The 26,489-nt window shown below is 40.0% G+C and carries 21 protein-coding genes; 19 read left to right on the top strand and 2 right to left on the bottom strand.

Annotated features, from left to right (window positions below):
• The first annotated feature begins 5 nt into the window (after positions 1-5).
• From ACNO7B_RS16495 to tagH, 3 genes are all read left to right on the top strand, one after another.
• On the top strand, positions 6-2,705 hold the full coding sequence (locus ACNO7B_RS16495) for a glycosyltransferase (RefSeq protein WP_224564233.1): 2,700 nt from the start codon (positions 6-8) through the stop codon (positions 2,703-2,705).
• Between the two features lie 248 nt (positions 2,706-2,953).
• Positions 2,954-3,793 carry an ABC transporter permease gene (locus ACNO7B_RS16490; protein WP_224564231.1) on the top strand — a complete coding sequence of 280 codons (840 nt, stop codon included), beginning with the start codon at positions 2,954-2,956 and terminating at the stop codon, positions 3,791-3,793.
• A 19-nt stretch (positions 3,794-3,812) separates the two neighbouring features.
• The gene (gene tagH / locus ACNO7B_RS16485; protein WP_081114513.1) at positions 3,813-5,411 is read left to right on the top strand and encodes a teichoic acids export ABC transporter ATP-binding subunit TagH; all 1,599 of its coding nucleotides are present in this window, start codon (positions 3,813-3,815) and stop codon (positions 5,409-5,411) included.
• Between the two features lie 26 nt (positions 5,412-5,437).
• Here tagH and galU read toward each other — a convergent pair whose 3' ends face one another.
• Positions 5,438-6,319: a UTP--glucose-1-phosphate uridylyltransferase GalU gene (gene galU / locus ACNO7B_RS16480; RefSeq protein WP_008343198.1), complete on the bottom strand. Its 882-nt coding sequence runs from the start codon at positions 6,317-6,319 to the stop codon at positions 5,438-5,440.
• Positions 6,320-6,587: 268 nt separating this feature from the next.
• Here galU and wecB point away from each other — a divergent pair, with 268 nt between their 5' ends.
• Positions 6,588-7,727, top strand: coding sequence for a non-hydrolyzing UDP-N-acetylglucosamine 2-epimerase (wecB, locus tag ACNO7B_RS16475; RefSeq protein WP_144625639.1), 1,140 nt, complete (start codon positions 6,588-6,590; stop codon positions 7,725-7,727).
• A gap of 33 nt (positions 7,728-7,760) precedes the next feature.
• On the opposite strand, the gene ACNO7B_RS16470 is transcribed toward wecB, so the two are convergent.
• A complete protein-coding gene (locus tag ACNO7B_RS16470) occupies positions 7,761-8,681 on the bottom strand; it encodes a LytR family transcriptional regulator (protein ID WP_073412884.1) in 921 nt (306 codons plus the stop codon).
• Between the two features lie 182 nt (positions 8,682-8,863).
• Here ACNO7B_RS16470 and ACNO7B_RS16465 point away from each other — a divergent pair, with 182 nt between their 5' ends.
• The 15 genes from ACNO7B_RS16465 to ACNO7B_RS16395 all read left to right on the top strand — a co-directional run bounded on the left by ACNO7B_RS16465 (position 8,864) and on the right by ACNO7B_RS16395 (position 26,487).
• Entirely contained in the window at positions 8,864-9,187 is a 324-nt protein-coding gene (locus ACNO7B_RS16465) for a hypothetical protein (RefSeq protein WP_024719258.1), read from the top strand.
• 25 nt (positions 9,188-9,212) lie between these two features.
• Complete coding sequence (locus ACNO7B_RS16460) at positions 9,213-11,321, top strand: SpoIID/LytB domain-containing protein (RefSeq protein WP_417901717.1); 2,109 nt, start codon at positions 9,213-9,215, stop codon at positions 11,319-11,321.
• Positions 11,322-11,342: 21 nt separating this feature from the next.
• The gene (locus ACNO7B_RS16455) at positions 11,343-12,833 is read left to right on the top strand and encodes an N-acetylmuramoyl-L-alanine amidase (RefSeq protein ID WP_417901716.1); all 1,491 of its coding nucleotides are present in this window, start codon (positions 11,343-11,345) and stop codon (positions 12,831-12,833) included.
• 140 nt (positions 12,834-12,973) lie between these two features.
• Positions 12,974-14,464, top strand: a complete 1,491-nt coding sequence (locus ACNO7B_RS16450) for an N-acetylmuramoyl-L-alanine amidase (RefSeq protein ID WP_417901715.1) — start codon at positions 12,974-12,976, stop codon at positions 14,462-14,464.
• A 144-nt stretch (positions 14,465-14,608) separates the two neighbouring features.
• A complete protein-coding gene (locus tag ACNO7B_RS16445; RefSeq protein ID WP_019743577.1) occupies positions 14,609-15,178 on the top strand; it encodes a hypothetical protein in 570 nt (189 codons plus the stop codon).
• 198 nt (positions 15,179-15,376) lie between these two features.
• Complete coding sequence (locus ACNO7B_RS16440; RefSeq protein WP_008348294.1) at positions 15,377-16,036, top strand: sugar transferase; 660 nt, start codon at positions 15,377-15,379, stop codon at positions 16,034-16,036.
• Positions 16,037-16,054: 18 nt separating this feature from the next.
• Entirely contained in the window at positions 16,055-17,506 is a 1,452-nt protein-coding gene (tuaB, locus tag ACNO7B_RS16435; RefSeq protein WP_417901714.1) for a teichuronic acid biosynthesis protein TuaB, read from the top strand.
• Positions 17,503-18,687 (top strand): teichuronic acid biosynthesis protein TuaC, encoded by a 1,185-nt coding sequence (gene tuaC, locus ACNO7B_RS16430; protein ID WP_417901713.1) that lies wholly within the window; start codon positions 17,503-17,505, stop codon positions 18,685-18,687. Before tuaB ends, tuaC begins: the two co-directional genes overlap by 4 nt.
• A 75-nt stretch (positions 18,688-18,762) precedes the next feature.
• A complete protein-coding gene (tuaD, locus tag ACNO7B_RS16425; protein WP_046344599.1) occupies positions 18,763-20,100 on the top strand; it encodes a UDP-glucose 6-dehydrogenase TuaD in 1,338 nt (445 codons plus the stop codon).
• A 14-nt stretch (positions 20,101-20,114) separates the two neighbouring features.
• Entirely contained in the window at positions 20,115-21,044 is a 930-nt protein-coding gene (locus ACNO7B_RS16420; RefSeq protein ID WP_417901712.1) for an NAD-dependent epimerase/dehydratase family protein, read from the top strand.
• Between the two features lie 39 nt (positions 21,045-21,083).
• The gene (tuaE, locus tag ACNO7B_RS16415) at positions 21,084-22,550 is read left to right on the top strand and encodes a teichuronic acid biosynthesis protein TuaE (protein WP_417901711.1); all 1,467 of its coding nucleotides are present in this window, start codon (positions 21,084-21,086) and stop codon (positions 22,548-22,550) included.
• A 61-nt stretch (positions 22,551-22,611) separates the two neighbouring features.
• Complete coding sequence (tuaF, locus tag ACNO7B_RS16410) at positions 22,612-23,289, top strand: teichuronic acid biosynthesis protein TuaF (RefSeq protein ID WP_025208068.1); 678 nt, start codon at positions 22,612-22,614, stop codon at positions 23,287-23,289.
• Positions 23,290-23,313: 24 nt separating this feature from the next.
• Positions 23,314-24,069 (top strand): teichuronic acid biosynthesis protein TuaG, encoded by a 756-nt coding sequence (gene tuaG / locus ACNO7B_RS16405; RefSeq protein ID WP_008348281.1) that lies wholly within the window; start codon positions 23,314-23,316, stop codon positions 24,067-24,069.
• Positions 24,038-25,285 (top strand): teichuronic acid biosynthesis protein TuaH, encoded by a 1,248-nt coding sequence (gene tuaH, locus ACNO7B_RS16400; protein WP_417901710.1) that lies wholly within the window; start codon positions 24,038-24,040, stop codon positions 25,283-25,285. Before tuaG ends, tuaH begins: the two co-directional genes overlap by 32 nt.
• Positions 25,286-25,419: 134 nt before the next feature.
• Positions 25,420-26,487 (top strand): glycosyltransferase family 4 protein, encoded by a 1,068-nt coding sequence (locus tag ACNO7B_RS16395; RefSeq protein ID WP_007499956.1) that lies wholly within the window; start codon positions 25,420-25,422, stop codon positions 26,485-26,487.
• The last annotated feature ends 2 nt before the right edge of the window (positions 26,488-26,489 follow it).

The raw sequence follows: 26,489 nt of genomic DNA, 5'->3' as shown, positions 1-26,489 counted from the left end.
ATTTGATGGGGAAATTTCAAAAACAGTTATTAGTAAACCAAAAGAAAAGAACGACTGCTAATCAGGAACTTTCTTATTTTAAGCAAATGTTAAAAGCCTTCGAAGAGAATCAAGATTTTAACGAGCTTGAAAAAAGCCTGGAAAATATACCTAATTTCCATGTGCCGGAGACCTTGGTAGATATACAAACTGAAAAGACTCAGACAGTTGAAAACCAAAGGAAAAAAGAGTACCTTCAATATTTAAAAAAGAATCACAAAAAAGGGTATTATGAATCCATAAAATCTCAAATAAATGTTTTGCCTTCTAGCAATGGAACGAGATTTTTTCAGAAGAGTCATGTCACAATTGGAATTATCGCAGATGAATTTTTGTACAAAAGCCTAAAAGATGCAGCCAATTTTATTTATATCAATCAAGATAATTTTGAAGAAGAGGCAGGAAGAATTGATCTATTCCTAGTATCAACTGCTTGGAAAGGATTAGATGGTAAGTGGAAAGGGCTCGGCAATCCTAAAATTAAAAAGGTACGAGACGAAATAAATGCGATTATCGAGCTTTATAAGAGTAAAAGTATTCCTGTAATATTCTACTCTAAAGAAGATCCAGTTAACTACGAGCAGTATATTGACTTAGCTCAACAAGCAGATCATATCTTTACAACATGTAGTGAAGTTCTAGAAGATTACAGAAAAGATTGTCCGAATGCCAGGTCATACGATGTACTAGAGTTCGCTGTAAACCCGTTGTATCATAATCCTATAGGAACCAGAATGAATAGAAGGGATGATATTCTATTCGCTGGGTCTTGGTATCAAAAGTATCCATATCGACAAGAGGATACTCAAGAGTTATTTGAAGGTGTGCTTAATGCCGAGAAAGATTTGACTATTATTGATCGGAACTTCTTCTTGAAATTGGAGCGCCATTTTTATCCAAAAAAATATGTACCTTTTATTGTTGAATCAACAGACCATGAAACGCTTCAAAAAATACACAAGTTATATGATTTCACTTTAAACTTGAATTCAGTAAAATATAGCAAGACGATGTTTGCAAATCGCGTATATGAGTTACAAGCCACAGGAACTATTGTCATTTCAAACTATAGTGTGGGAATTAACAGCAAATTTCCTAATGTGTTTTTAGTGAATACTAGTGAAGAGTTGAAACAATATTTGCTTAAATTGACTAAAAAAGAAAAGTATCAAATTCAAATGGAAGGTGTTCGAACCGTTTTAAAATCCGAAACGGCTTTCCATAGGGTAAACGAATTGATACAAATAGTTAATAATGATCATATAGGACATCTAAATCGAAAAGTCCTTGTTGTAGCAGAGAACCTAAATGAACATGTGATTGAAATGTTTAATAAACAGTCCTATCCTGATAAGACACTTATATCTCAAGATGAAATGTCGGAAGAGATGTATAATAACTATGACGTCATTGCGTGTTTTAGCAATAAATATGAGTATGGACAATTTTATTTAGAAGATATGATAAATGCATTCAAATATACACGTTGTGACTATATTACAAAAGATGCTTATGAGTATAATGGTGAGTTTACGACTGGTGTAGAGCATAATTATGTTGAAAGAATAGAAGACCGGTTTAGGACTGTTTATTGGAGAAAGTCATTCACCTGGGGAGATATTGAAAAGAGTTCAAATACCTCTATTTCCAATGGATATAGTGTTGATCCTTTGGAATTATCAGTGAATGTACGTGAAATCATGGATAATGAACCAACTCAAGAATATTTATTATCTGTTATTATCCCTGTTTATAATAATGGCAGACATCTATTATATAAATGTTTCCAAAGTCTTCAAAGAAGCTCTATATTTGAAAAAATGGAGATTATTTTAGTGGATGATGGGTCGACTGATAATATAACAGATCATATTGTACAGTCCCTTGATAAAGATTTCGAGAATGTCAAATCGTATTTGTATCCAAAGGGTGGAAGTGGTAGCGCCTCTCGACCTAGAAATAAAGGGCTGGAACTTGTGACAGCGGATTGGGTAACATATCTAGATCCAGATAACGAAGCAATTACAGATGGATATAAAGAACTCTTAGATGCTACTTTATCTGAAGAACATGATCTGTTTATTGGTAATATGATAAGGCTTTCTGATAAAAAGGAAGTATTCACTTACTACCCTAATATGATGTCCCTTAATGAGGGAGTAGATCACAGGCAAGGACCGCATTCGGACTTTTTAATAAATGTTGCATTTAAAGCAATGAGTATACAAGCTTTAATTGTAAAGAGAGACTTGTTGATAAAAAATGAACTGAGAATGGTAGAAGGAGCACTTGGCCAAGATACACTATTTTTCCAAAAAATGTTGTTAAAAGCGAAGTCTTTCAAGGTGTTAAACACACCTATCCATATTTATTATGCTATGGTTGAGAACTCTTCAATCAATCGAATCGATAAGAGCTTTTTTGAAAAGTACTTTATATTAGAAAAAGAAAGAATTGAATGGTTAAAGGAAGAAAACCTTTTAGCAGCTTATAAGAAGAAAAAGTTAGAGAAATACGTAGAGAATTGGTATTTGAAAAAGTTCAGCCTTATTCATCAGTATGACAAAAGTGAAGCAAGAGATATATTAAAAGGCATTTTGAATTTATACGAAGGTATGAAATGGAAAAATGATAACATAATAGAGTTTCTAAAAGAAAAAGATTAATTCTAACGCCTTATGGATAACATAAGGCGTTTCGTTCTTTGCAAAACACCAAAAACGGTCTGGGAATTACGTCGCTTAAGTCAATATTTGCTTTAATGAAAAAAGCATTTTGACATATTCGTCATTTAAATGTGAAGACTTTGTATAAGGCGAAAGGTGAAAAGAAGGAATTTTTCTGTTACAATTATGAGCGGTGCTTTTATCAATTTAAAGTCTATTCTATTCAATTAAAATTAAGGAAGATTAGAGTGAATGCATTGTATAAAATTCTAAAAGAGCAGTTTGGTTCAATGCCATTAATTTTAAGGTTAGCTGTATATGAAACCAAATCAAAATATCAATTGAACTATTTGGGCGTTCTGTGGCAATTATTGAACCCACTAATTCAAATTATGGCTTATTGGTTTGTGTTCGGTTTAGGTCTTAGAGGGGCCGGAAGAACCGCAGAAATGGCAGACGGTTCTCATGTAAGTATACCCTTTCTTATTTGGATGTTAGCAGGTTTAATTCCATGGTTTTTTATTAGTTCGACGATTACAGAGGGTGCGAATAGTGTTTTTAAACGTATAAACTTAGTATCTAAGATGAATTTCCCTATTAGTGCTTTGCCTTCAGTAGTCATCACTTCAAATTTATTCAGCTACTTTTTAATGATGGTTATTTATGTGATTATGCTCATAGCAAATGGCATCTATCCTGATATCCACTGGATTCAATATATTTATTATTTTATCTGTATGATTGTGTTTATGTTCGCTTTCAGTCTGTTTAATTCAACGATTAGTGTTCTTGTTCGAGATTATCAACAACTATTGCAATCCTTGACAAGATTACTCATGTTTTTGCTGCCTATCTTATGGGATATTGGAGATAAATTCACGGGTAAGTATGAATGGATTGCGACTACCCTAAAATTAAATCCCTTATATTATATTATTGATGGATTTAGGAAAAGTTTTATTAAAGGAGATTGGTTTTTTCAAGATGTCAAATATACGCTTTATTTTTGGCTGATTACACTTCTTCTTTTAATAGTTGGTTCATTGCTACATTTGAAATTTAGGGATAAATTTGTCGATTTTCTTTAAAAAGTAAGGAGATTATACGATGAAACTAAAGGTTTCGTTTCGAAACGTATCCAAGCAGTATTTTCTATATAAAAAGCAGTCAGATAAAATCAAAGGGCTGTTTTTTCCGAATAAAAACAATAAAGGTTTCTTTGCTGTTCGTAACGTTTCCTTTGATGTATATGAGGGTGAGACAATTGGTTTTGTGGGGATTAATGGATCTGGAAAATCAACCATGTCGAACCTTCTAGCGAAAATCATTCCACCGACAAGCGGTGAGATTGATATGGACGGCCAGCCTTCGTTAATTGCCATATCAGCAGGGTTGAACAATCAGTTAAGCGGGAAAGACAACATTCGTTTAAAATGCTTAATGATGGGTCTGACAAATAAGGAAATTGACGATCTTTATGAAAAAATCGTAGAGTTTGCGGATATTGGAGACTTTATAGATCAGCCTGTAAAGAGCTATTCAAGCGGAATGAAATCCCGTCTTGGTTTTGCTATTTCAGCACATATAGATCCAGACATCCTCATTATTGATGAGGCATTGTCTGTAGGAGACCAAACCTTCTATCAAAAATGTGTGGATCGTATCACCGAATTCAAAGAACAAGGAAAGACGATCTTTTTTGTCAGTCACTCCATTGGCCAAATCCAAAAAATTTGCGACCGAGTTGCATGGATGCATTATGGCGAGCTTCGTATGTTTGATGCTACGGATAAGGTTGTAGAAGAATACAAAGAGTTTGTGAATTGGTTCAACAAGCTCTCTAAGAAAGAGAAACAAGAATATCAAATGGAACAGAAGGAAGCTCGAAAAGGAGTACACAAGGCAGAAAAAGTCACTCGTTATAAAGATAGAGGACAGAAACGTTCATTTTTTGGTCCTGCATTTCAAGTGACCTTTGTTACAATCTTGACGATTTTACTTGCCCTTTCGATGTTTTCAGATCGCCCTCTTCGAACGCTGGCCACCTTTGGTGCCATTACGTTAAATAAAACAGAAGTGCCCCAGTCCACAAGTTCTCAACTGAAGGATACGTCTCTAAAAAAGGTTGATCAACAAGGTATTGTTGTGGAAGATCCATTAACAGTCTATAAAGACCAAGCCATGAAGGAAAAGGCAGACGTCTCGTTGTCGTTTGGACAAGAAGTACAGGCTGTAGGTGAAAATAAAAAAATCGTTCAAATTAAAACAGCAGCAGGAACGTATTTTGTGGAGCCGAAAGCCTTTAAGACGACGGATAAATTGAAGCCATTATCCATCGGACCAGGTCAGTTTAATTCTTATGTATCACCCGCATCTGCGGGTTCGTATGAGTACTTACTTTCTTTCCTTGGAAAAGAAGAGTCTGTGCTGAAGCAAAGAATGCAGACACTTAGCTCGGTCAAAAGTGAACAAGGCGATACCATTGAGCGGCTGACCACTGAGAAAACCGATTATGTGATTGAAAATGGCCAGGCAAATACGATGGTGTTCCGCGAGATCATGCCCATCTCTCCTTCAACACTTGGGCTGACAGAACAAAATGTCTGGATGAATGAAAAACAAACGAAATTCGCAGTAAAAGGCGAAAATCATCTATTTGTTATCGATAATGAACAGCATACGCTGACTGTTTCAGCGAGCAAATAAAAAGCTGCCGATGCCGGCAGCTTTTTTTAATTCACTTCTTCTTTTTCGAGTAGCTGTTTCATAAATGGAATGAGTTTTTTCTTTAGCTCTTCATCTTGTAGGGCAAACTCTAGCGTCGTTTCAATGAATCCTTGCTTCTCTCCGACATCATATCGTTTTCCTTCAAAATCATAGGCAAATACACGCTGGATGTCATTGAGCTTTTGGATGGCATCTGTCAGCTGAATTTCTCCGCCTGCACCAATTTCTTGTTGATCAAGGTACATAAAGATCTCTGGCGTGAAAATGTAGCGCCCTAAAATGGCTAAATTGGATGGTGCGGTTCCTTGTGGCGGCTTTTCAACAAAGTTTTTCACTTGGTAGCGGCGTCCTTCTTGGGTAAGAGGATCAATGATCCCGTAGCGATGCGTATCGCTGTCTGCTACTTGTTGAACGCCGATCACTGATGATAAGGTTTTTTCATATTCATCCATCAGCTGGCGAAGTCCAGGTGTTTCGGCTTGGACAATATCATCACCTAATAAAACAGCAAAGGGTTCATCACCGATAAAGTTGCGTGCGCACCAAACGGCATGTCCGAGTCCTTTAGGTTCCTTTTGGCGGATGTAATGAATATCAGCAATATTAGAGGATTTTCTCACTTTTTCTAAAAGTTCACTTTTTCCTTTTTCTTCAAGGTTGCGCTCAAGCTCTGGCGCAAAATCAAAATGATCCTCAATGGCTCTTTTCCCTTTTCCAGTGACAATAATAATGTCTTCAATTCCTGACTCAACAGCTTCTTCAATAATATATTGAATAGTTGGTTTATCAACGATTGGCAGCATTTCTTTAGGCATAGCCTTTGTGGCAGGGAGGAAACGTGTCCCGAGACCTGCAGCTGGTATAATGGCTTTACGTACTTTTTTCAATGAACTTTGCACCTTCCTTACATAGATAACCGATTTAATAATCAATGTTAGTTCTTGGTCGTCTTTATAAAGTGTAACTTACAAATCATAGGAAAGACAAATGATTTCACTAAAAATGATTTTTAGATAGTTTACATTTTATATGTTAAATGTAAAGTAGGGTGAATGATAACGTTAATTCAATGTAAATTTCTTTTTTATATCATTAAATTTATCCTCCAAATTGTGTATAATTGAAAGTATTATACTAGGAAAGAGGCATAAACAAGTGAAAAAACTAAATGTAATGACTATTTTCGGTACTAGACCTGAAGCAATCAAAATGGCTCCACTTGTCCTTGAACTTAATAAACATCCACAAATAAATTCAATTGTCACTGTCACAGCTCAGCATAGAGAAATGCTAGATCAAGTTCTTGAGGCATTTTCTATTACGCCAGACCATGATCTAAACATCATGAAGCAGCGCCAAACATTATCTGAAATTACATCAAATGCATTGTTGAAACTAGATCAATTATTCCAAGAAGAAAAACCTGATATTGTGCTTGTTCATGGCGACACAACGACAACCTTTGCAGGAAGTTTGGCTGCGTTCTATCACCAAATTTCTGTCGGCCACGTCGAAGCTGGCCTAAGAACTCACAATAAATACTCACCGTTCCCTGAGGAATTGAACCGCCAAATGACAGGCACTATTGCTGACATTCATTTTGCCCCTACGGCTGAGGCGAAGCAGAATCTTTTAGTAGAAAATAAAAAAGAAGAGACCATCTGTGTGACAGGGAATACCGCCATTGATGCCCTGCAAACAACAGTCACAGAACAATATCAACATCCAATTTTAGAGAAGATCGGTTCAGATAAAATGATCTTATTAACGGCTCATCGCAGAGAAAATCTTGGTCAGCCGATGAAGAACATGTTTAGAGCGATTCGCCGTGTTGTCGAAGAATTTGAAGATGTTCAAGTCGTATACCCTGTTCATTTAAATCCTGCTGTTCGTGATGCTGCTCAGACAGAATTCAGTGATCTTGATCGAGTGCACTTAATTGAGCCGCTTGAAGTGGTTGATTTCCATAACTTCGCTGCTGCGTCGCACTTTATTTTAACGGATTCTGGCGGTGTGCAAGAGGAAGCCCCTTCTTTAGGAAAGCCAGTATTAGTGCTTCGTGATACAACAGAACGTCCTGAAGGTGTGAAAGCTGGTACGCTGAAGCTCGCAGGTACAGATGAAGAGACCATTTACAACATGGCAAAACAGCTTCTAGTCGATCAGAAAGAGTACGACAACATGTCAAAGGCGTCTAATCCATATGGTGATGGACAAGCGTCAAAACGAATTGTCGAAGAGCTTCTCCATCGTTATGGTTTAAGTGATGAAAAACCAGCCCCATTTCAATCATAAAAAAAGAAGACTACATTCCTGTAGTCTTCTTTTTTACTGCTCCAAACTATCCTTCAATTCCTTCTTCACTTTCGCTAAACTGCTGTCATCAAGCTGATAGTAATAAATATTATTGATTCGTGTGCCTGTTCCCTTTAGTTCGTGCTGTTTCACTTTTTTCCTTGCATCACGATAATCATTCATCATCGTCCACATGTCGTCAAAGGACATATTCGTTTTCATGTTGTTTTCAACGACTTTAAACATATCGCCGAATTTCGTAATAGAGGAAATGTTAGCCCCTTTTGCAATAATACCTTCGATGACTTGGCGCTGTCTTTCCTGACGACCGAAGTCACCTTTAGGATCTTGCTTTCTCATTCTTGTATAGGCAAGGGCTTGATCACCGTTCAGGTTAATCTCTCCTGTACCAAATGAATGGCCGTCATAGCTGAAAGCAAACGTGCTGTTCACCGTAATCCCGCCAAGTGTATCGACAATGTCTTTAAAACTTTCCATATTCACTTTCACAAAGTAATCCACAGGTACATCAAGCAGTTCCTCTACTGTATCTGCCGCCATTTGTGTACCGCCGAAAGCGTAGGAGTGGTTGATTTTATCCATTGTGCCTTTTCCGACAATCTTTGTATATGTATCGCGGGGGATACTCACCATCTCAGTTGTTTTCGTTTTCGGATTCACTGTCATGTATATTAATGTATCTGCACGGCCGCGGTCATTCTTTCTTTCATCGACACCCATGACTAAAATGGAGATCGGGTCTTTTTTACTTAAATCGACATCTTTGTCACGCTTATCTGACTTCTTTAAGTTCTCCTGAATGCCTGCGACAGTTGATGCGGCTGTATTCCAAAGATGATAGGCATAGCCGCCCGTTACCAATACAAACAAGCCAATAATAGATAAAATAATCCAAAGTGCTTTTTTCTTATTTCTTTTTCTCTCTGCTCTCATTCTGTCCCTCACCTTTTCTATGATTCTTCCATGATTATAGGTTTACGAATCTTGATAAACAAGTTATTTTTTTACTCTGAACCTAGATATAGACGTTGTAACAAAAAAAAGGTTTCAAAAAACCTTAAATTTACCTTAAAATATTAAGTTATAAGACGATACAAAGACATGAGGTGAAAAAAATGAAGAAAATCGTCGTTTTACCGTTCTTAATACTACTACTAGGTATCGTGCTCACGGCATGTGGAACGGCTGAGCAATCCTCAGGAGAAAACAAGACAAGCAGTTCAACTCCTCAGGTGCTGGAAGAAAAAGCTGAATTTATTGGAATGGCTGATGCACATACAGTCGAAGTAAAAAAAGTGAATACGACCTTAAGCTATGAATTTACGGATAATTTTAAAGATGTATTAAATGAATTTAAACCAGGTGACAAAGTAGAAATCTCTTACTTTATCAATGACAATGGTCAAAAAGAAATTCAGAAGATTGAAAAACAGAAGTAAAAAAAGATGGGCGGGATGAACAAAATTGAAGAAAACAGGCATTACACTTATCGTTCTCATGACACTGACACTACTAATTGCACCTTTTCAGTCTGCCATGGCCAGCTCGACAATTTCAGTGAAATTGTCTAATTATATCGGAAACAAAACAAGCATGGATATTTCAACAACTGGGGAATACAAGCTGTCAGGATCCAATGTTGCTGTGACGAAAAGATATGAGGGGAATAATAGATACGAAGTAGCCAATAGTATTGCTGATGCTGGCTGGAAGAATCCATCAACTATCGTTGTCGTAAATAAGGATGCTTTCGATCATGCAATGACCGTTTCTCCATTGGCTTATAAATTAAATGCACCAATTCTTTATTCTGGTGCTGCGAAGCTAACAAAAGCAACTGAGAACCAAATTAAAAAAATGAAACCCGATAACATCTTAATCATTGGGAATACAAAAAGTATTTCGTCTACAACTGAGAAAACCTTAAAAAAGTACGGGAAGATTAGAAGAATAAGTGGAAAAGATAAATTTGAAATATCTCAAAAAGTAGCCAAAGAGATGGGGAGTTATAAGCAGGCAATTGTTGCTGGTGGGGCTTCCTTTATGAATGGGACATCTATGATCTCTTATGCAGCTAGAAAAGGTTATCCAATCTTATTAACAAAGAAAAATTCAATTCCGACTTATAAGATTCCTAGTAAGGTAATTGTAGTTGGAAGTACAAAAAGCATTAGCGAAAAAGTAGAAAAACAATTAAAAAAGACTTCACAAGTTACACGAATCAGTGGTGAAAACCGCTATGAACTTTCAGTTAACATCATTAAAAAATTAAAGTTAAATGTAGATAAAGTATATCTTGCTAAAGGTTCTAGCTCAAAATATGCAATTCCTATGTCACTTTTAGCAGCGAAAAACAATCGTACTATGATTTATGTCAAAAAAGATTCTTTCTCTTCTTCTTTAAAGAAACTTTTAAAAGAAAACGGCACACATACATATCATATAGCAGGCAGTTCAAGTGTGCTTTCAGATACGCTCAAAAACGCTTTAGCCAAACAAGTCTATCTGAAAAAAAATCAAAACTACCAATTGAATATTTCTAACGGAAAAATTTCATTAAAAGGCATTAAGACGTATAACACATTAAGAGTTGTTCCTGAGAAATATTCAACCAAAAATGTCCTTCAAATCGCAGGGAAGCCTTACTTAGGTAACGTCAACTTTGCCATTGAATCAGGATTTATCAGGCCGACTAATGAAAATATTCCATTTGAAGACTATCTAAAAGGTGTTGTGCCAAACGAAATGCCTGCAAGTTGGCATGTTGAGGCATTAAAAGCACAAGCGGTTGCCGCTAGAACGTATTCAGTGAAAAGCATTGGAAAAGTCGTACCTGATACAACAGCCTTCCAAGTATATGGAGGATATAACTGGTACACAAATTCGACAAAAGCTGTTGATGCCACAAAAGGCAAGGTTCTAAAATACAACAATCAACTTATTTCAGCCACCTATTATTCTAGTAATGGTGGATACACTGAGGCGAGTGAAGAAGTATGGGGAAATGCACTGCCATACTTAGTCGCCAAGAAGGACACAAAAGATCCTGTCAATGCGTGGACACTGAAGTTGTCTAAAAAGCAATTAGGCACTACGTTGACTGCAAGTAAAGCAGCTACTGAGTGGTCTAAGGCAAAAGAAGCCAATGCTGCCGACCTTGCTGGTCTAAAATCATGGCTGTTGAAAAATAAAGAAACAGCTGCATCTGACATGAGAATTGCATCTATATCAAGCCTGACATTCTCAGGAAAAACAAAAGGTCAGCGTGCGAAGACCGTTTCAATCAAGTTGAATTACCATCTGAAAAACAAAACAGGTACGTATACAGTGAACAAAAGTACAACGGCAAGTATGAAAATGACAGAGTTTAGAACAGTCATGGGCGCAACAAAGGTGAAAAGTACGTTTGCGTCAGTAAAGAATAATACAAATGATTTCACGATTTCAGGAAAAGGTTATGGTCACGGCATTGGGATGAGTCAATACGGCGCCAAAGCTAGAGCTGAATCTGGAAACTCGTATTCTTCTATACTTTCGTTCTACTATCCAGGTACAAAACTAACAAATTATTAAAGTTAAGGGAGGACACAGAAGATGCGCTCAATGATTAAAACAGCCATCCTCAGCCTCATCGCCATTTTCATTATTGTTCCAACAGCTTCAGCGGACAATTCTGTATCACGAATAGATGGGGGAAATCGTTACTCTTTATCTGTCAATGTGGCGAAAAAAGGTTGGGGAACAGCGAATACCGTTGTGCTAGTAGGGAAAAAAGCTTACGCTGATGCAACAGCAGCTGTCCCTTTAGCGTATCAACATAATGCGCCAGTTCTTTTTACAAATAGTAAAAACCTTTCATCAGAAACGAAGAAAGGATTAACGTCATTAAAAGCGAAAAATGTGATTGCGATTGGAACGACGGCAAGTGTTTCAAATAATGTCATCAATCAAGTAAAAAAACTAGGGATTTCAACAAAACGAATTACGGGAAAGAACAGATATGAAATCTCTACGAATATTGCAAAGCAAATGAAAAAACCAGCTGGTGTAGTGGTTGTAGAAGGTCATTCGTATGCGCATGGGATTGCGATTGCGCCATATGCTGCACAAAAAGGTTTCCCAATTTTATATACAGATAAAAAGGGACTTCGTTCTGAAATTTCAACTTTCGCAAAAGCTAGTAATATTAAGCAAACAATTGTGATTGGCGGCGAATCGTATGTTACCAAAGCAGCATACAACAAGCTAAAGTCGCCAACGAGAATAAAGGGCGCTAACCGCTATGATATTGCAGCAAAGATTGTGAATAAGTATAAACTAAGTACGAGCAATACGTATGTTGCGAGAGGATTTGGTTATGCCTCTGCACCAGCAGCTGCTGGAATTGCAGCGAAAAAAAAGAAAGCTCTTTTATTAACAAATGAGAAAACTCTGCCTGTCCATACTCGGTCAATTATCGGCAGTAAAAACATATCGAAATTCACAGTAGTCGGAAATTCAACGACAGTGACGAATACTGTAGCATCTCAATTAAAGAACCCGGTTGTAGGTAAAAAAGTATTCCTTGACCCTGGCCATGGTGCTCAAGATTCTGGTGCTGTAGGATATGGTCTTTATGAGAAAAATTTAAACTTAGACGTAGCGAAGAGAGTGAACACTAAACTGAAAAATGCTGGTGCACTCACTACCATGTCAAGAACATCAGACACATTCGACAGTCTTCAAACACGGGTGAGCAAAGGTGCGTCAGCAAATGCAGATATCTTCATCAGTGTCCATGCGAACTCAAATGATAACAGCAGTGCAAATGGAACTGAAACGTATTATGACAAAACATATGCGGCAACAAACAGCTTGAAGCTTGCGCAAAATATTCAGCCTAAAATGGTCAGTGCATTAGGCACAAGAGACCGTGGCGTGAAGACAGCTGCCTTCTACGTCATTAAATATTCTAAGATGCCAAGTGTTCTCTTAGAAACTGGTTTTGTTTCCAGTCCAGTTGATTCAAATATTTTGAAATCAGCTACTTATAAAGATCGATTAGCGTCAGGTATTTCAAGCGGTGTTTCAGGCTATTTTAGATAAGAAAACATACAGATGAGGGGTGCCGAAGATACACCTCTTAGGCTGCTCGAGAAACGACTCTCGGCAGCCTTTTTTCAAAAGTACATGAAGTGTTTCCTGGGTTCCATGATGAAGGGCTCAAAACCAAGGAGGTTGACTTCATGCGTTCTTATATCAAATGTTTTGTTTTAATTGTGGTTTCACTATGTTTATATGCACCATCAGCATTTGCGCAGCACAATGTATCGAAGATTGAGGGAAGTAATCGATATGAGGTGGCAGTTAACGCTGCAAAACGAGGCTGGTCGACAGCACCTACAGTTGTTTTAGTAGGCGGTGAAGCTTATGCAGATGCGCTAAGTGCTGTGCCGTTTGCCTTTCAGCGAGGAGCGCCAGTGCTGTTAACGAATACTAGCAGACTTTCAGGTGCAACTAAGTCAGGTCTTCAGCAGTTGAAAACGAAGCGTGTTATCATTCTTGGCGGAACCGCAAGTATTTCGCAAAAAGTCGTAGCGCAGCTAAAAGCAATGAATCTATCCGTATCGCGAATACAAGGAAAGAATCGATATGAATTGGCGGCAAACGTTGCTAAGCAAATGAAGAGTGCTGATACAGCTGTGATTGTGAATGGTTCTGCTTATGCAGACGCTGTGGCAATTGCTCCGTATGCTGCAAAACAGGGCTTCCCTATTTTATTAACCGATGTAAAAGGGCTGCGGCAGGAAACATCCAATCTATTAAAAAGCAAAGCGGTGAAACGGACGATTGTGATTGGCGGGGAAACAAGTGTCAATCAAGCAGCCTATCAAAAACTGCCATCACCCGTGAGAATCAGCGGAGCCAATCGGTATGAAGTGGCAGCCCGAATTGCGAACACATACCCAATGAAGACAACCCAAACGTATATGAGTAACGGCTATGCATATGCCGATGCGGCAGCTGCGGCAAGTACGGCAGCCAAGCAAGGGCAAACCCTTCTTCTTACAGATGCTCAATCTGTGCCAGATGCGATTCGTCGTGTCATTGGGTCTAAAAAGATTTCAACATTTACAGTGTTGGGCGGAACATCAACCATACGAACCAGTGTGATCACACAGCTGAAAAATCATGTGTTAGGTGAAACAATCTTTATTGATCCAGGTCATGGTGCACAGGATGCTGGAGCGGTAGGAAATGGACTGTTTGAAAAAAATGTTAATCTGGATGTCGCGTTAAAACTGCAAGCAAGGCTCAAACAAGCGGGTGCGCTGACGGTCATGTCTAGAACATCTGATACATTTGATTCCTTGCAAACACGTGTAAGCAAAGGATCACAGGCTGGTGCGGATGTGTTCATCAGCATCCATGCCAATGCAAATGATCATAGCGGTGCAAATGGAACAGAAACGTATTATGATGCGACGTATGCTTCGGCCAATAGTTTAAAGCTGGCACAAAAGGTACAGCCCCAGATGGTGAAAGCCCTTGGCACAAGAGATCGCGGTGTGAAGACAGCAGGGTTCTACGTGATCAAGTATTCAAAAATGCCCAGCATCTTGCTTGAAACGGGATTCGTAACTAGTCCGATTGATGCCAGTATATTAAAATCAACGACTGCCAAGGAGCGGCTGGCTTCAGGAATCGCAGCAGGTGTATCTCAATATTTTGAATAAAATAGATCGGATGAATGATATGTCAAGTTAAAAATACATTTCATTTCAGGTTATTTTTGTTATAATCGAAACATAGAGGGTGGATTTTTCACGTATTTGCCTTCCAATGACAGCAAATCGACAAATCATGAAGAGGTGACGATCTTGAAAAAATTAATCACAATGCCGTTTTTAGTCTTACTTCTAGGAGTAATGCTCACAGCATGCGGCACATCAAATCAGTCAAACGATAACAATACGGATAACAGCAAAAAAGAAACAACTGAAGCAGCAGATCAAAAGAAAGAAAATGCAACAGACGAAAAGACGGAAGACAAGTCTGCAAGTGAAAAAGCAGATGATGAAAGCAAAGAAACAGCTGCTCAAACAGAAGACCAAGCAGGTCAATCTGATGAAGATGCAAAAGAAAGCTCAAGTAAGGAAATCACAAAAGAAGAAACGACAAATGATCAGTCAAAAGCTGAATCTAAAACAAAAAAAGAATCTACAACGAAGAAAAATGAAGTCACCAAAGAAGGCACATATGTCGGTTTGGCTGATGGACATACAATTGCTGTCAACATTGATGGAAAAGAAGTAGCCATTCAATTCGGAAATACATTTTCTAAACAAGTGAACAGCCTAAAAGAAGAATCAAAAGTGAAAGTAACTTATACAAAAGATGCAAATGGAACGCTTAGACTGAAGACGATCGAATCCGTAAAGGCAAAATAAAAAAAGACACGTAGACCCGCAGAAATGCGGGTCTTTTTTACGTTTAAAAGGGCATAACTTGATATAAGGGCACATTCTTAACACACTTTTACAAGACTTAACAGCCCATTTACATTTGCTTAATGTTGCTCTGCTAAACTGACTTTCATAGAACATCTCTTTACACAACAACTACTTTGAATGGTGAGGTGCAGGTCAGTGAGCGCAGAGAAAGCGATGAACCTTTACAGAGAATATGAAGTGAGACGAAACCACTCTTTTGCTTTAACAGAACATATGGTTCGATATTTATTTGCAAAACGTTTCATAGATGTCGTGTTCTCGTTCATCGGATTGATGTTGAGTACGCCAATCATTTTACTGTTTGCCCTTTTAATTAAGCTAGAAACACCAGGGCCAGCCTTTTATATGCAGGAAAGGGTCGGAAAAGACGGTGTCTACTTTAAATTATGGAAGCTCAGATCGATGAGAACCAACGCAGAAAGCGGAGGAGCGAAATGGGCGCAAAAAAATGACCCTCGTATCACCAAAGTGGGGGCATTCATCAGAAAAACAAGAATTGATGAACTGCCGCAATTTATCAACGTGTTAAAAGGAGAAATGAGTATTGTAGGTCCACGTCCTGAAAGACCAATGTTTACTGCCGAATTTAATCGGACGATTCCAGGCTTTACAAAAAGACTGACAGTGAAGCCAGGGCTGACAGGTCTTGCTCAAGTAAATGGGGGATATGAAATGAGTCCAAGTGAAAAATTATCACACGACTTACAGTATATTCAAAACTTGACATTTTCTCTCGACACGAAGATTATGGTAAAAACGTTAAAAGTCATCGTGACTGGTGACGGAGCCAGATAAGTAAAGTAGGGAAGAGAAATGGCAAGTATGAAAAATCGCCTGCTGGGCGGAGCAAAATGGACAAGCTTGTCCGCATTGATCATTACCATCATCCAAATTGCACAGTTCGCCTTTTTAGGAAACGTCATGTCACTGAAAGAATTTGGACTCGTTGGCATGATCACAACGGTCACAATATTTACACAGATTTTACTTGATCTAGGCATCGGTGCTGCGATCATTCAAAAGGAACAAACGACGGAACGTCAATTATCTACATTATATTGGATCAACTTGCTGACGGGAATTCTCTTGTTTTGTGTATTGATCCTTGCAAGTCCCTTGATTGCCGCCTTTTATGCCAGACCTGAGCTGGAAGGCTTGCTCAAGTTATTATCAATCATGTTTCTCATTGCACCAATTGGTCAGCAATACCAATACATGATGCAGAAAGATTTAGCCTTTAAAACCTTAAGTACGATTGAAACGATAGCGACGATCATTTCGCTGATTGTTCTACTGATCCTAGCCTTTTTTATCAATCCAATTGTGGCCTATGTGATCTCTCAAGTGCTGCTTCAATCAGGAAAAGGTCTCATGTATGCAGCGGCTTATTGGAAGAAGTGGCGCCCAGCACCCGTTTTCGCATTAGGGGAAGTGAAAGAGTTTTTCTCCTTCGGGGCTTTCCAGCTTGCGTCAAGACTTGTCAATCGGGCAGGCTCAAACATCGACATGATTTTAATAGGACGGTTTCTTGGAGCAGAAGCTTTAGGGATTTACAGCCTGGCTTATCAAATCGTCACAATCCCGGTGCTGAAAATTAACCCGATTGTGACGAAAGTGGCTTTCCCAGTTTTCGCAAAAAGTCAGCGTGATCATTCTAGGCTGCGTGAGGGCTTCCTCAGTATGACGAATATGCTCGCACTCATTAGTTTTCCACTACTCATCGGTCTTGCTGCCGTATCAGATAGCTTTATAGAAGTGGTGTTTGGAGAGAAATGGCTAGTGGCGGTCCCGGTTTTGAATATTTTGTGCATTGTTGGTCTACTCCGTGTGCTGATGAATCCAAATGGTTCCATCCTTCTTGCAAAAGGAAGAGCTGACTTAGCTTTTTATTGGGATACAGGCATGCTCATCGTATATGGATGCGCCTTATATGCAGGAGTCCATACGGGCAGTCTATTGACTGTAGCTTGGGTCTACTCAGGGGTCAGCCTGCTGAACTTCATTGTCGGCAGGTGGCTGATGGCTTATGTCATTCAGCTAGATATGAAGGTGTATGTAAAATCACTCGTAAAGCCTGCTGTCATGACGTTGTTAATGGCCGGCTGCGCAGTGACTGTTCATCAAGGGATGAAGCTGACATCAGCGGATATACTGCTTCAATTACTACTGACGATTGGTTTAAGTGCGGCTTTATATAGCTTGCTACTTGTCAAAATGTATCCGCAGATGGCAGGGAAATTATGGAGAAGAGGTCGTTCGTCATGAAGGTGCTATGGCTGACAAGTGTATATCCTAGTGAAAAACATCCAAGTGAAGGCGTCTTCCATGAAACGCAAGTGCAGGAGCTGGTCAAACAGGGCGTAGAAGTGAGCGTGATTTGTCCTACTCCTGTCAATCCGCCCATCTTACGGATGCTTAAAGCTTCCTATCGTCAGAGAAAAGATCTTCCCGAGCAGGAAGTGAGGTGCGGCGTGCCGGTTTACAGACCGCCCTATACAGCGCTGCCTGGACAGCTAAAATGGGCTCAGCCGAGTAAACGAATCGCAGCTTCTGTCCTGCGCACAATGGAGCGTTATGAACTGTCACCGGATTTCATCCATGCGCACTTTGCCATGCCGTCTGGCGGCGCAGCAGCTGTGATCAAAAAGGAAGCAAACATCCCTTATCTTCTGACCTTACACGGCAGTGATGTGAACGTCTATCCAACCTATAGCCAAGGGGCGCTTGCAGCCTTTAAAGCAGCAGTAAAACAGGCATCTGCTGTTCTCACAGTGAGTGAAGAGCTGGCAAAGAAAACACATGACATGACAGAGGTGGATGCGCAATGCCTCCCGCTTGGAATTCCGCTCAAGTCATTTTCTAGAACACCAGGGGATCAAACAGCCATCAGAAAGCAGATCGGTTTACCGCTTCACGACAAGCTCGTCGTTTTTGTCGGCCGTTTAGTCAAAGAGAAAGGTTTGCTTGAATTAGCGGAAGCTGTCAACGGGATGGAGGGTGTAAAAGCCGTCTTTGTCGGAAAAGGCCCCCTCGCAAAGGAGCTGGCCGAACGGGCGGGAGAATCCATTATACTCCCGGGGCAGGTGCCGAATGAACAAGTCAAACATTATTTAATGGCAGCTGACCTGTTTGCCCTTCCATCCTACAGTGAAGGAATGCCGACTGTCGTCCTTGAGGCGATCGCTTTAAAACTGCCTGTCATCGCAACACGGGTTGGTGGTCTCCCATCACTATTTTCTACGTATCAACATCTGCTCATTGAACCGCGTTCAACGAGTCAGCTAAAAGAAGCGATTCACGCTTATCTTTATGAAAACAGATGGAACGAGCAAGTGAAGAACGATCTTCACCACATCGTCCATACAGATTATTCATCATCACATAATGCTACGCTCCTGATTCAGCAATATGAAAAGGTGCAGAATCAATCAACATCCACCGTTTAAACAGGATGAAATGTGCAAAGACTGATAGATAAACAGTTTGGAACGACCAATATGCTTTTACTGAGAGGATGAAACATGTTGAAGAAAATTGCTGTGATTGGAACAGGATATGTCGGGTTAGTATCGGGTACTTGTTTTGCTGATATCGGAAATCGCGTCATTTGTTGTGACATCGACGAATCAAAAATCAACAGCTTAAAAAGCGGTCTCGTTCCAATTTATGAACCGGGCTTAAAGGAATTGATTGAGAAGAATACAGAAGAAGGAAGATTGTGTTTTACAACCAATATTCCCGCTGCAATTCGAGAATCAGAGATTATTTATATTGCTGTAGGAACACCAATGACACCTCAGGGGGAAGCGGATTTAACATTCGTGAAAGCTGTGGCTCAAACGGTTGGGGAACACCTGAATGGCTACAAAATCATCGTGAATAAGAGCACAGTGCCGGTTGGAACAGGACGTCTTGTTCAAGCCATTGTTCAAAAGGCTTCACGCAGTAAATATCCATTTGACGTCGTCTCCAATCCAGAGTTTCTGCGGGAAGGTTCAGCTATTCAAGATACGATGAATATGGAGAGAGCGGTGATTGGCTCTACAAGCGCACATGCATCCACGATCATTAAAAAATTGCATGATCCGTTTCAAACAGAAGTGGTTGAGACCAATCTAGAAAGTGCAGAAATGATTAAGTATGCGGCAAATGCCATGCTCGCCACAAAAATCTCATTCATCAATGACATTGCGAACATTTGCGAGAGAGTTGGTGCTGATGTGGAAAAAGTCAGCGAAGGCGTTGGGTTAGACAGCCGGATCGGGCATAAATTTTTAAAAGCAGGCATTGGATTTGGCGGTTCTTGTTTCCCAAAAGATACGATGGCTCTTCTCAAAATAGCCGAAACAGCTGGCTACCGGTTCAAGCTGATCGAATCTGTCATTGAAACAAACAACCACCAAAGAGCCCATCTTGTCAGCAAACTGATGAGTGTGTTCGGTGATATTAAAGGAAAAACAATTTCCGTTTTAGGGCTCGCATTTAAACCAAATACAAACGATATGCGTTCAGCCCCAGCACTAGATATTATCCCAATGCTGAGAGAGCTCGGAGCTTTTGTCAAAGCCTATGATCCAATTGCTTATATAGAAGCAGAAAGAGAGCTTGGCCCGCAGGCGGTCTTCAGCAATGATCTCTATGAAACAGTGAAAGATACAGATGCTTGTCTCATCTTAACGGAATGGGATGACGTACAGAAGATGGATAAGGATCAGATCAAGCAGCTACTTCGTTCTCCCATTTTAATTGATGGAAGGAATTTGTTTGATCCAGCAGAAATGAAAGAGAGAGGATTTATTTACCAGTCCATCGGCCGCCCAGGCGTATGGGAAACAGAATTGGTATCGAAGGCACAATAATAGGGGGAACTTGGATGAAGAAAGTATTGGTCACTGGGGGAAGTGGATTTATAGGATCTCATACGGTAGAGGCTTTATTAGAGAAAGGTTATGAGCCCATCGTTCTTGATAACTTTTCAACTGGATCGAAGGAAAATATCGCTCATCTTTCCGTACAATGCATTGAAGCAGATGTCACAAAATCAGAAACGGTCGATTTGATCAAACACATTGCACCAGATTATATCATTCATCTTGCAGCGCAAGTGAGTGTAGCCGTTTCGGTTCAACATTTCGTCTACGACGAAGAGGTCAATATTAAAGGTTCGCTTCATGTGATCAAAGCAGCGGCTGAAGCCGGGGTGGAGAAAGTGGTGTTTGCCTCATCGGCAGCAGTCTATGGAGACCCAGTCTATCTGCCGGTCGACACAGCTCATCCACTGCAGCCTGGTTCACCTTATGGCTTGTCGAAACTGACAGTTGAACGATACTTACAGATGGCAAAATCACTCTATGATGTGGACTATTGTATTATGCGGTACAGCAATGTATATGGTCCGCGCCAAGACGCACTTGGTGAAGGCGGTGTTGTCTCAATTTTTTCTGATAAGTTTGCAAAACATGAGGCACCTTTCATCTTCGGGAACGGGGAACAAACAAGAGATTTCATCTATGTAGGCGATCTAGCCGCAGCGAATGTTGCAGCTTTAACAGCTCAATCAAACGTTTGTTTAAATATCTCAAGTGGTCATTCCATCACGGTGAATGAGCTGTTTCAAACGATGAAGCGAGTCACGAGATCAGATCTTGAACCGATTTATAAGCCTCAGCGTGCAGGAGATATTGTGCATAGTACATTGGAAAATGAGGAAACGAAACAAGTCTTAGCATGGGAGCCTGTTGTGACTTTACAAGAAGGTTTGGCTCGTACCATTTCCTACTATGAACAGGAAGTAAAGGCTTAATCCCTCAAATCGGATGGGTTGCTTAGGAGGAACATGGGTATGAGTGTGAAACAAACAGCATGGCAAATGATAATCGGATGTATTTTATTAATAGCAGGTATCGGGCTTGTACAAATGGCATCCACGCAGCCTATCGGGTTAAAGAAGATGGTGGTCATTCCGGTTTTGATTGTGGTGCTCATAGCGGCTGCTATATGTATGAAGCTCTACATGAATGGTGAGCACATATTCATGTCAGCCATTTACCTTTTGATTGCATTAACATTTCTCAATAACGCTTTTTTCTCTATCAGTGCCGGATTCTTTAGTCTCTTTCTTTACCGCATCATGCTCTTGGCTGTCTTTGCTTTATTCATATGGCGGATGAGAGACAAAGGAACGTACATATCCCAGTGGCAGCAAATTCGTGTTAAAGGCATTCTTGGTTTTTTCGCTGCATGGTTTCTTTACGGGCTCATCTCACTGCTTTGGGCTCATTCGGTCACAGACGGGCTGAAATATATGTCTCTTCTTGCGATGGGAATGGGTTTTGTCTTTCTTGTGGTCATGTACATTCAGCGAATGGATCAGATCGTGACTTTTTATAGTATTTGGCTAGTCATGACTGTATTTGTGATGGGAATCGGGTTCTATAATCACTTGACCTTGAATCATTTACCGAATACCTCATTGTATCTTGGACCAGCGTACAAACAGCACTATCCTACGGCTGTCTTCTTTAACCAAAATGACTTTGCGACGTTTTTATCTATTAGCTTTTTCTTATATGTGGCGTGCATGCGCCAAATGAAAAATGGTTATATCAAAGCGTTCGGATTACTAGGAGCCATCTTAGCGCTGTATCTTATTTTGTTAACAGAATCGCGCGCCAGCTTGCTTGGCATATTAGCTGGAGCGGCAATCTATGTATGGCTATTGATGCCTCGCTTTTTAAAAAAGTGGTCCATCATGGCAGCAGGCGGGCTTGGTATCATCTGTATCGCCATTTTTTCAGCCAAAATCTATTCTGTCTTTTATGACTTGTTTCTCGCTTCTCAGGTCGCTCATTCTTTTAGCGAACCACTTCCGTCCAACATTGCCCGTGCGAATTTAATCAAAAACGCCTGGCATTTCTTTACGAATTCATATGGCTTCGGGGTTGGAGCGGGCAATGTGTCTTATTACTTAGCTCACTTTTCTATCTTTGATACAGATCAGGTCGTGGAAGTTCACAATTGGCTGCTAGAGGTGATGACGAATTTTGGGTTTGCCGTCATGCTAGGTTATATCTCAGTGTATGCCTATCTCATGTTCTCACTGTACAAACAATACCAATTGGCTGACACGAGATCAGCCAAGATGATCATTGAAGGTCTATTTGCTGCCATGCTGAGCTTTCTCGTCTCAAGTATCAGTCCGAGTTCGGTCTCGAATTTATATTTCCACTGGGTGTTTCTAGGTCTAGTGATCGCAGCGGTCAATATCATGAAAAATAAACAGCGTTTCAAGCCGTGGGCAAACGTGTGATACTGAGTTTGGATGGCTACACTAGTGAAAAATTAAATACGTCAATGTTGGGAGAATGAGCATGTCTGGTTTGATGTTAAGAATAGGGAAGCGAATGAAAAAATATATCGTCTGGCTTGTGCTTCTGCCTGTCGCATTAGCTGCTTTTGGTTTCTTTTTTGCCAAGGGGACAGTAGAACAGTCTAGTTACACAGCTGCTGTGACCTTGACGCTTGGGAAATATGACGACGGTGTGTATAACAATATGGAAGAAGTGACATCTCTATTAAAAAGTGATGCATTTCTGAATCAAGCACTCCGTGATGTAAAGGAAGAAGAAAGGCAGGATGTGAAAAATCGTTTGATTCTCACGAACCAGTCCGATACACAATTGCAGTTGTCGTTTACAGATGCTGATCAAGCTAGAGCTTTGGCGGTAGTGAAACAAGTGTCAGATACATTTTTAAAGCAGGACAAAGCCTTATTTACGAAAAGACAGCAAGTCATTGAAAGGAGACTATCCGCTCTTGAAGATGAATCTGTCAGCAATGACTCCAAAGTCGATAAAGAACGATTTTTATATGAATTGGAATCGACAAAGCTGGGTATGAAGCAGGCAAAGATTGTCGATCCTGCCCAAGTGCTTGATGAAGGGAACAAAGGGATGTCAGCGAAAAAACGGGCATTGCTTGGACTTGTCATTGGCCTTAGCATCTCGCTTATGTTTGTTGTGTTACCTGAAGTGTTCAAAGAATCTTAATGATGAACTGGAGATGAGTCTTAGGTGAACAATCAACCGTTAGTATCAATTATTACACCGGCGTATAATGCGGAACGTTATTTAACGGATACAGTTCATTCCGTCCTTGCCCAAACCTATTCCAACTGGGAGCTTATCATTGCAGATGATTGCTCAACAGATGGCACAAGGAAGCTGTTAGGGGAATTAAGTCAGACGGACGACAGAATCAACGTCATTTATTTAGAGGAAAACGGGGGAGCCGCTATTGCTAGAAACACAGCCATCAAACAGGCGAAAGGCCGCTTTATCGCTTTTTTAGATAGCGATGATATGTGGAAACAGACAAAGCTCGAAAAGCAGGTCAAGTTTATGTTAGAAAATGATCATGCCTTTACTTTCACGGCATATGACATCATTTCAGAAAATGGAGAGCCATTACAAAAAACCGTCACAGCGCCGGCTCAGTTGAACTACAATGAAGCTTTAAAAAATACGATTATCGGCTGTTTGACGGTGATGCTCGATCTTCAACAAGTAGGACACGTGGAAATGCCAAACATTCGAACAAGGCAGGACTTAGCCACATGGCTCTCTATTTTAAAAAAAGGATTTACTGCCTATGGAATGAGTGAGCCGCTCAGTGAATATCGCATCGTGGGAAACTCGATTTCTAGTAACAAGTGGAAAGCAGCGAAAAAAACATGGTTTGTCTATAGAGAAATTGAGCAGCTTCATTTTGTGAAAGCATCTTGGTGTTTTATGCACTATGCCACAAATGCTGTCAAAAAGCGCTTATAAACAGAAGGGAAAAAAGGTGATAAAGGTGAAAGCAGAGTCGATCATACATGTGATTGTCGCAACGGGAGAATGGGGACACGATGGCCTAAGGTACAGACGGCATCGACTGGCGGAATTTCTTGCATCTGATCCAGAAACGAAAGAGGTCATCTGGGTATGCCCATCTGCCACTCGTCAATCAGCTCCCTTTCAGCCTATAACGGATCGAATGAAGCAAATGACCATTCCTGATGTGCTCAAGAGCAAGTTTTTTCGCTTTGGCCGTTATCAAGATATGTTTTATTTTCATAAATTATCTCCTCTTCTTGAGCATTTGCGTCAAGAAGAAAAGCAGGGCATAGCCGTCTGTTTATGGTATACGTTTCCGGGATTTCCGCTCTTATCTTCTTTATTTGAATGGAAACATATTGTGTATGATTGCAGTGACCTGTGGGGAGAGCCCATCAGCGGAAAAAACAACATTCTCTCTTATATGAGGCAGCGAGTCATTGTAAAAGCAGAAAACCGCATTATTAAATATGCACACAGCATTACGTGCTCTTCACAATACTTACATGATCAAATCAAAAAAAGGCTCATGGGTGAACCGAAAGATGTCTTTACAGTAGAAAATGGCGTCGAGTATGATGTGTTTGCAAAAAGCAACCTCCCTAGCAGGGAAGACGTGCTAGAGGGAAGAGAGGGAACGGTTCTTGGCTTTATAGGTGGGATCAAGCCGAAGCTCGATTTTGACATGATCGCTCAAGCTGCTCGTATGCAGCCAGATTGGACATTTTTATTTGTCGGTCCGGATGGAACGAATGGAGATCCATCTTTTCAGCATGCACTCAAACTGCCCAATGTCCTATGGACAGGAGCAGTCGCACCAGAAGAAGTGCCTGCTTATATGAAATTAATTGATGTAGGGATGATGCCATACAAACAGTCTCCTTACAATCAAGCGGTTTTTCCGCTCAAGCTGTATGAATTTTTAGCTGCCGGCATCCCTGTTGTTGGTTTAAATCTTCCATCAACGGAAAGGCTAAAAGAGAATGATGTGTATGAATATGTAGAGGGCGAAGATCCAGCTCTCTTCGTCGAAGCCTGCCAGAAAGTGATCAGTAAAAAAGATGACATGACATGCAGACATCTAAGACAAAGCCGAGCAAAGAAAAAAGATTGGCACGCACTGTTCACAAACATGGTGGAATTAACGAATATTAAAGAAAACGCATAATTCATTCAGGATTGTGCGTTTTTATTTGTTTCTTCTTCTTAGGGGGAGCTTGTGATCATCCTATATTCAATTGTATAATGGAAAGAGCGGCCAATATACAAAATACAGATTTCAATTTAGAAGGAGACTGACCTATGGATTACGAACGCGCCTTATTAGCGTTTTTTGTCTCTCTGGCTACAGTTTTAATTGTGACACCAATCGTCAAAAAGTTTGCAATTAAGATTGGTGCAGTGGACCAGCCGAATAAACGAAAAGTTCATGATAGAGTAATGCCTCGAATGGGCGGTTTGGCGATTTTTATTGGGGTAGCGGCTGGAGCACTAGCAGGCGGGCTGTTTCTACATAATAAAATTACAGCTATATCAGTTGGCGCTGTACTCATCGTCATTTTAGGTATATTTGATGATAAATATAATTTAAGTGCAAAATTTAAATTTCTTGTGCAAGTTCTCGTTGCTTGCTTAATCGTGAGCACGGGCTTAAAAATGGACTTTTTCTCTGTTCCTTTCTTAACAGATCGACTGGAGTTAGGATGGATGGCGTATCCCCTGACTGTACTATGGATTGTTGGGATTACAAATGCGATCAATTTAATTGACGGATTAGATGGACTGGCTGCCGGAATTTCGGTTATCGGTTTAACCACGATTGCCGTCATGGCATTTTCTGCGGACAAGATCCTGATTCTTTCGTTATCTCTTGTCGTCATTGGCAGTACCATCGGTTTTCTTTTTTATAACTTCCATCCAGCAAAAATATTTATGGGTGATACAGGTTCGTTATTTTTAGGCTATATGATCTCGGTCCTGTCACTTTTAGGATTGTACAAAAGTGTTACTTTGTTTAGTGTTGTTGTCCCTGTAATTATTTTAGGTGTGCCTATCTTTGATACGACCTTTGCGATCATCAGACGAATATTGAATAAACAGCCTATCTCAGCACCTGACAAATCACACATCCATCATCGACTGATGGCCTTTGGTTTATCACATCGAATGGCAGTGATTGTGATTTACATGATTGGCTTAGTCTTCAGCTTAAGCGCGATTTTGCTGACAAGTGCCACCATTTGGCTGTCATTGATCATCATCTTTTTACTGGTCATGTTTATGCAAGTTATCGCTGAAGTCACTGGTTTGGTGAACGAAGAGTTTAAACCATTTACGAAATTCTACAAACGTATGGTCAAAAGACAATAAAA

This window comes from Bacillus sp. AK25 (assembly GCF_048270685.1).
In the GTDB taxonomy this organism is placed as follows: Bacteria; Bacillota; Bacilli; order Bacillales; family Bacillaceae; genus Bacillus; species Bacillus altitudinis.
Note: the sequence above shows the minus strand (reverse complement) of the source record. Positions and strands in the feature narration are given on the sequence as shown.

Excerpts from the sequence above, each read along its gene's own strand:
- ACNO7B_RS16495 (WP_224564233.1), top strand. The coding sequence starts at position 6 with ATGGGGAAATTTCAAAAACAGTTATTAGTAAACCAAAAGAAAAGAACG.
- tagH (WP_081114513.1), top strand. The coding sequence starts at position 3,813 with ATGAAACTAAAGGTTTCGTTTCGAAACGTATCCAAGCAGTATTTTCTA.
- ACNO7B_RS16470 (WP_073412884.1), bottom strand. The coding sequence starts at position 8,681 with ATGAGAGCAGAGAGAAAAAGAAATAAGAAAAAAGCACTTTGGATTATT.
- ACNO7B_RS16465 (WP_024719258.1), top strand. The coding sequence starts at position 8,864 with ATGAAGAAAATCGTCGTTTTACCGTTCTTAATACTACTACTAGGTATC.
- ACNO7B_RS16455 (WP_417901716.1), top strand. The coding sequence starts at position 11,343 with ATGCGCTCAATGATTAAAACAGCCATCCTCAGCCTCATCGCCATTTTC.
- ACNO7B_RS16450 (WP_417901715.1), top strand. The coding sequence starts at position 12,974 with ATGCGTTCTTATATCAAATGTTTTGTTTTAATTGTGGTTTCACTATGT.
- tuaB (WP_417901714.1), top strand. The coding sequence starts at position 16,055 with ATGGCAAGTATGAAAAATCGCCTGCTGGGCGGAGCAAAATGGACAAGC.
- tuaC (WP_417901713.1), top strand. The coding sequence starts at position 17,503 with ATGAAGGTGCTATGGCTGACAAGTGTATATCCTAGTGAAAAACATCCA.
- tuaD (WP_046344599.1), top strand. The coding sequence starts at position 18,763 with ATGTTGAAGAAAATTGCTGTGATTGGAACAGGATATGTCGGGTTAGTA.
- ACNO7B_RS16420 (WP_417901712.1), top strand. The coding sequence starts at position 20,115 with ATGAAGAAAGTATTGGTCACTGGGGGAAGTGGATTTATAGGATCTCAT.
- tuaE (WP_417901711.1), top strand. The coding sequence starts at position 21,084 with ATGAGTGTGAAACAAACAGCATGGCAAATGATAATCGGATGTATTTTA.
- tuaF (WP_025208068.1), top strand. The coding sequence starts at position 22,612 with ATGTCTGGTTTGATGTTAAGAATAGGGAAGCGAATGAAAAAATATATC.
- tuaH (WP_417901710.1), top strand. The coding sequence starts at position 24,038 with ATGCCACAAATGCTGTCAAAAAGCGCTTATAAACAGAAGGGAAAAAAG.
- ACNO7B_RS16395 (WP_007499956.1), top strand. The coding sequence starts at position 25,420 with ATGGATTACGAACGCGCCTTATTAGCGTTTTTTGTCTCTCTGGCTACA.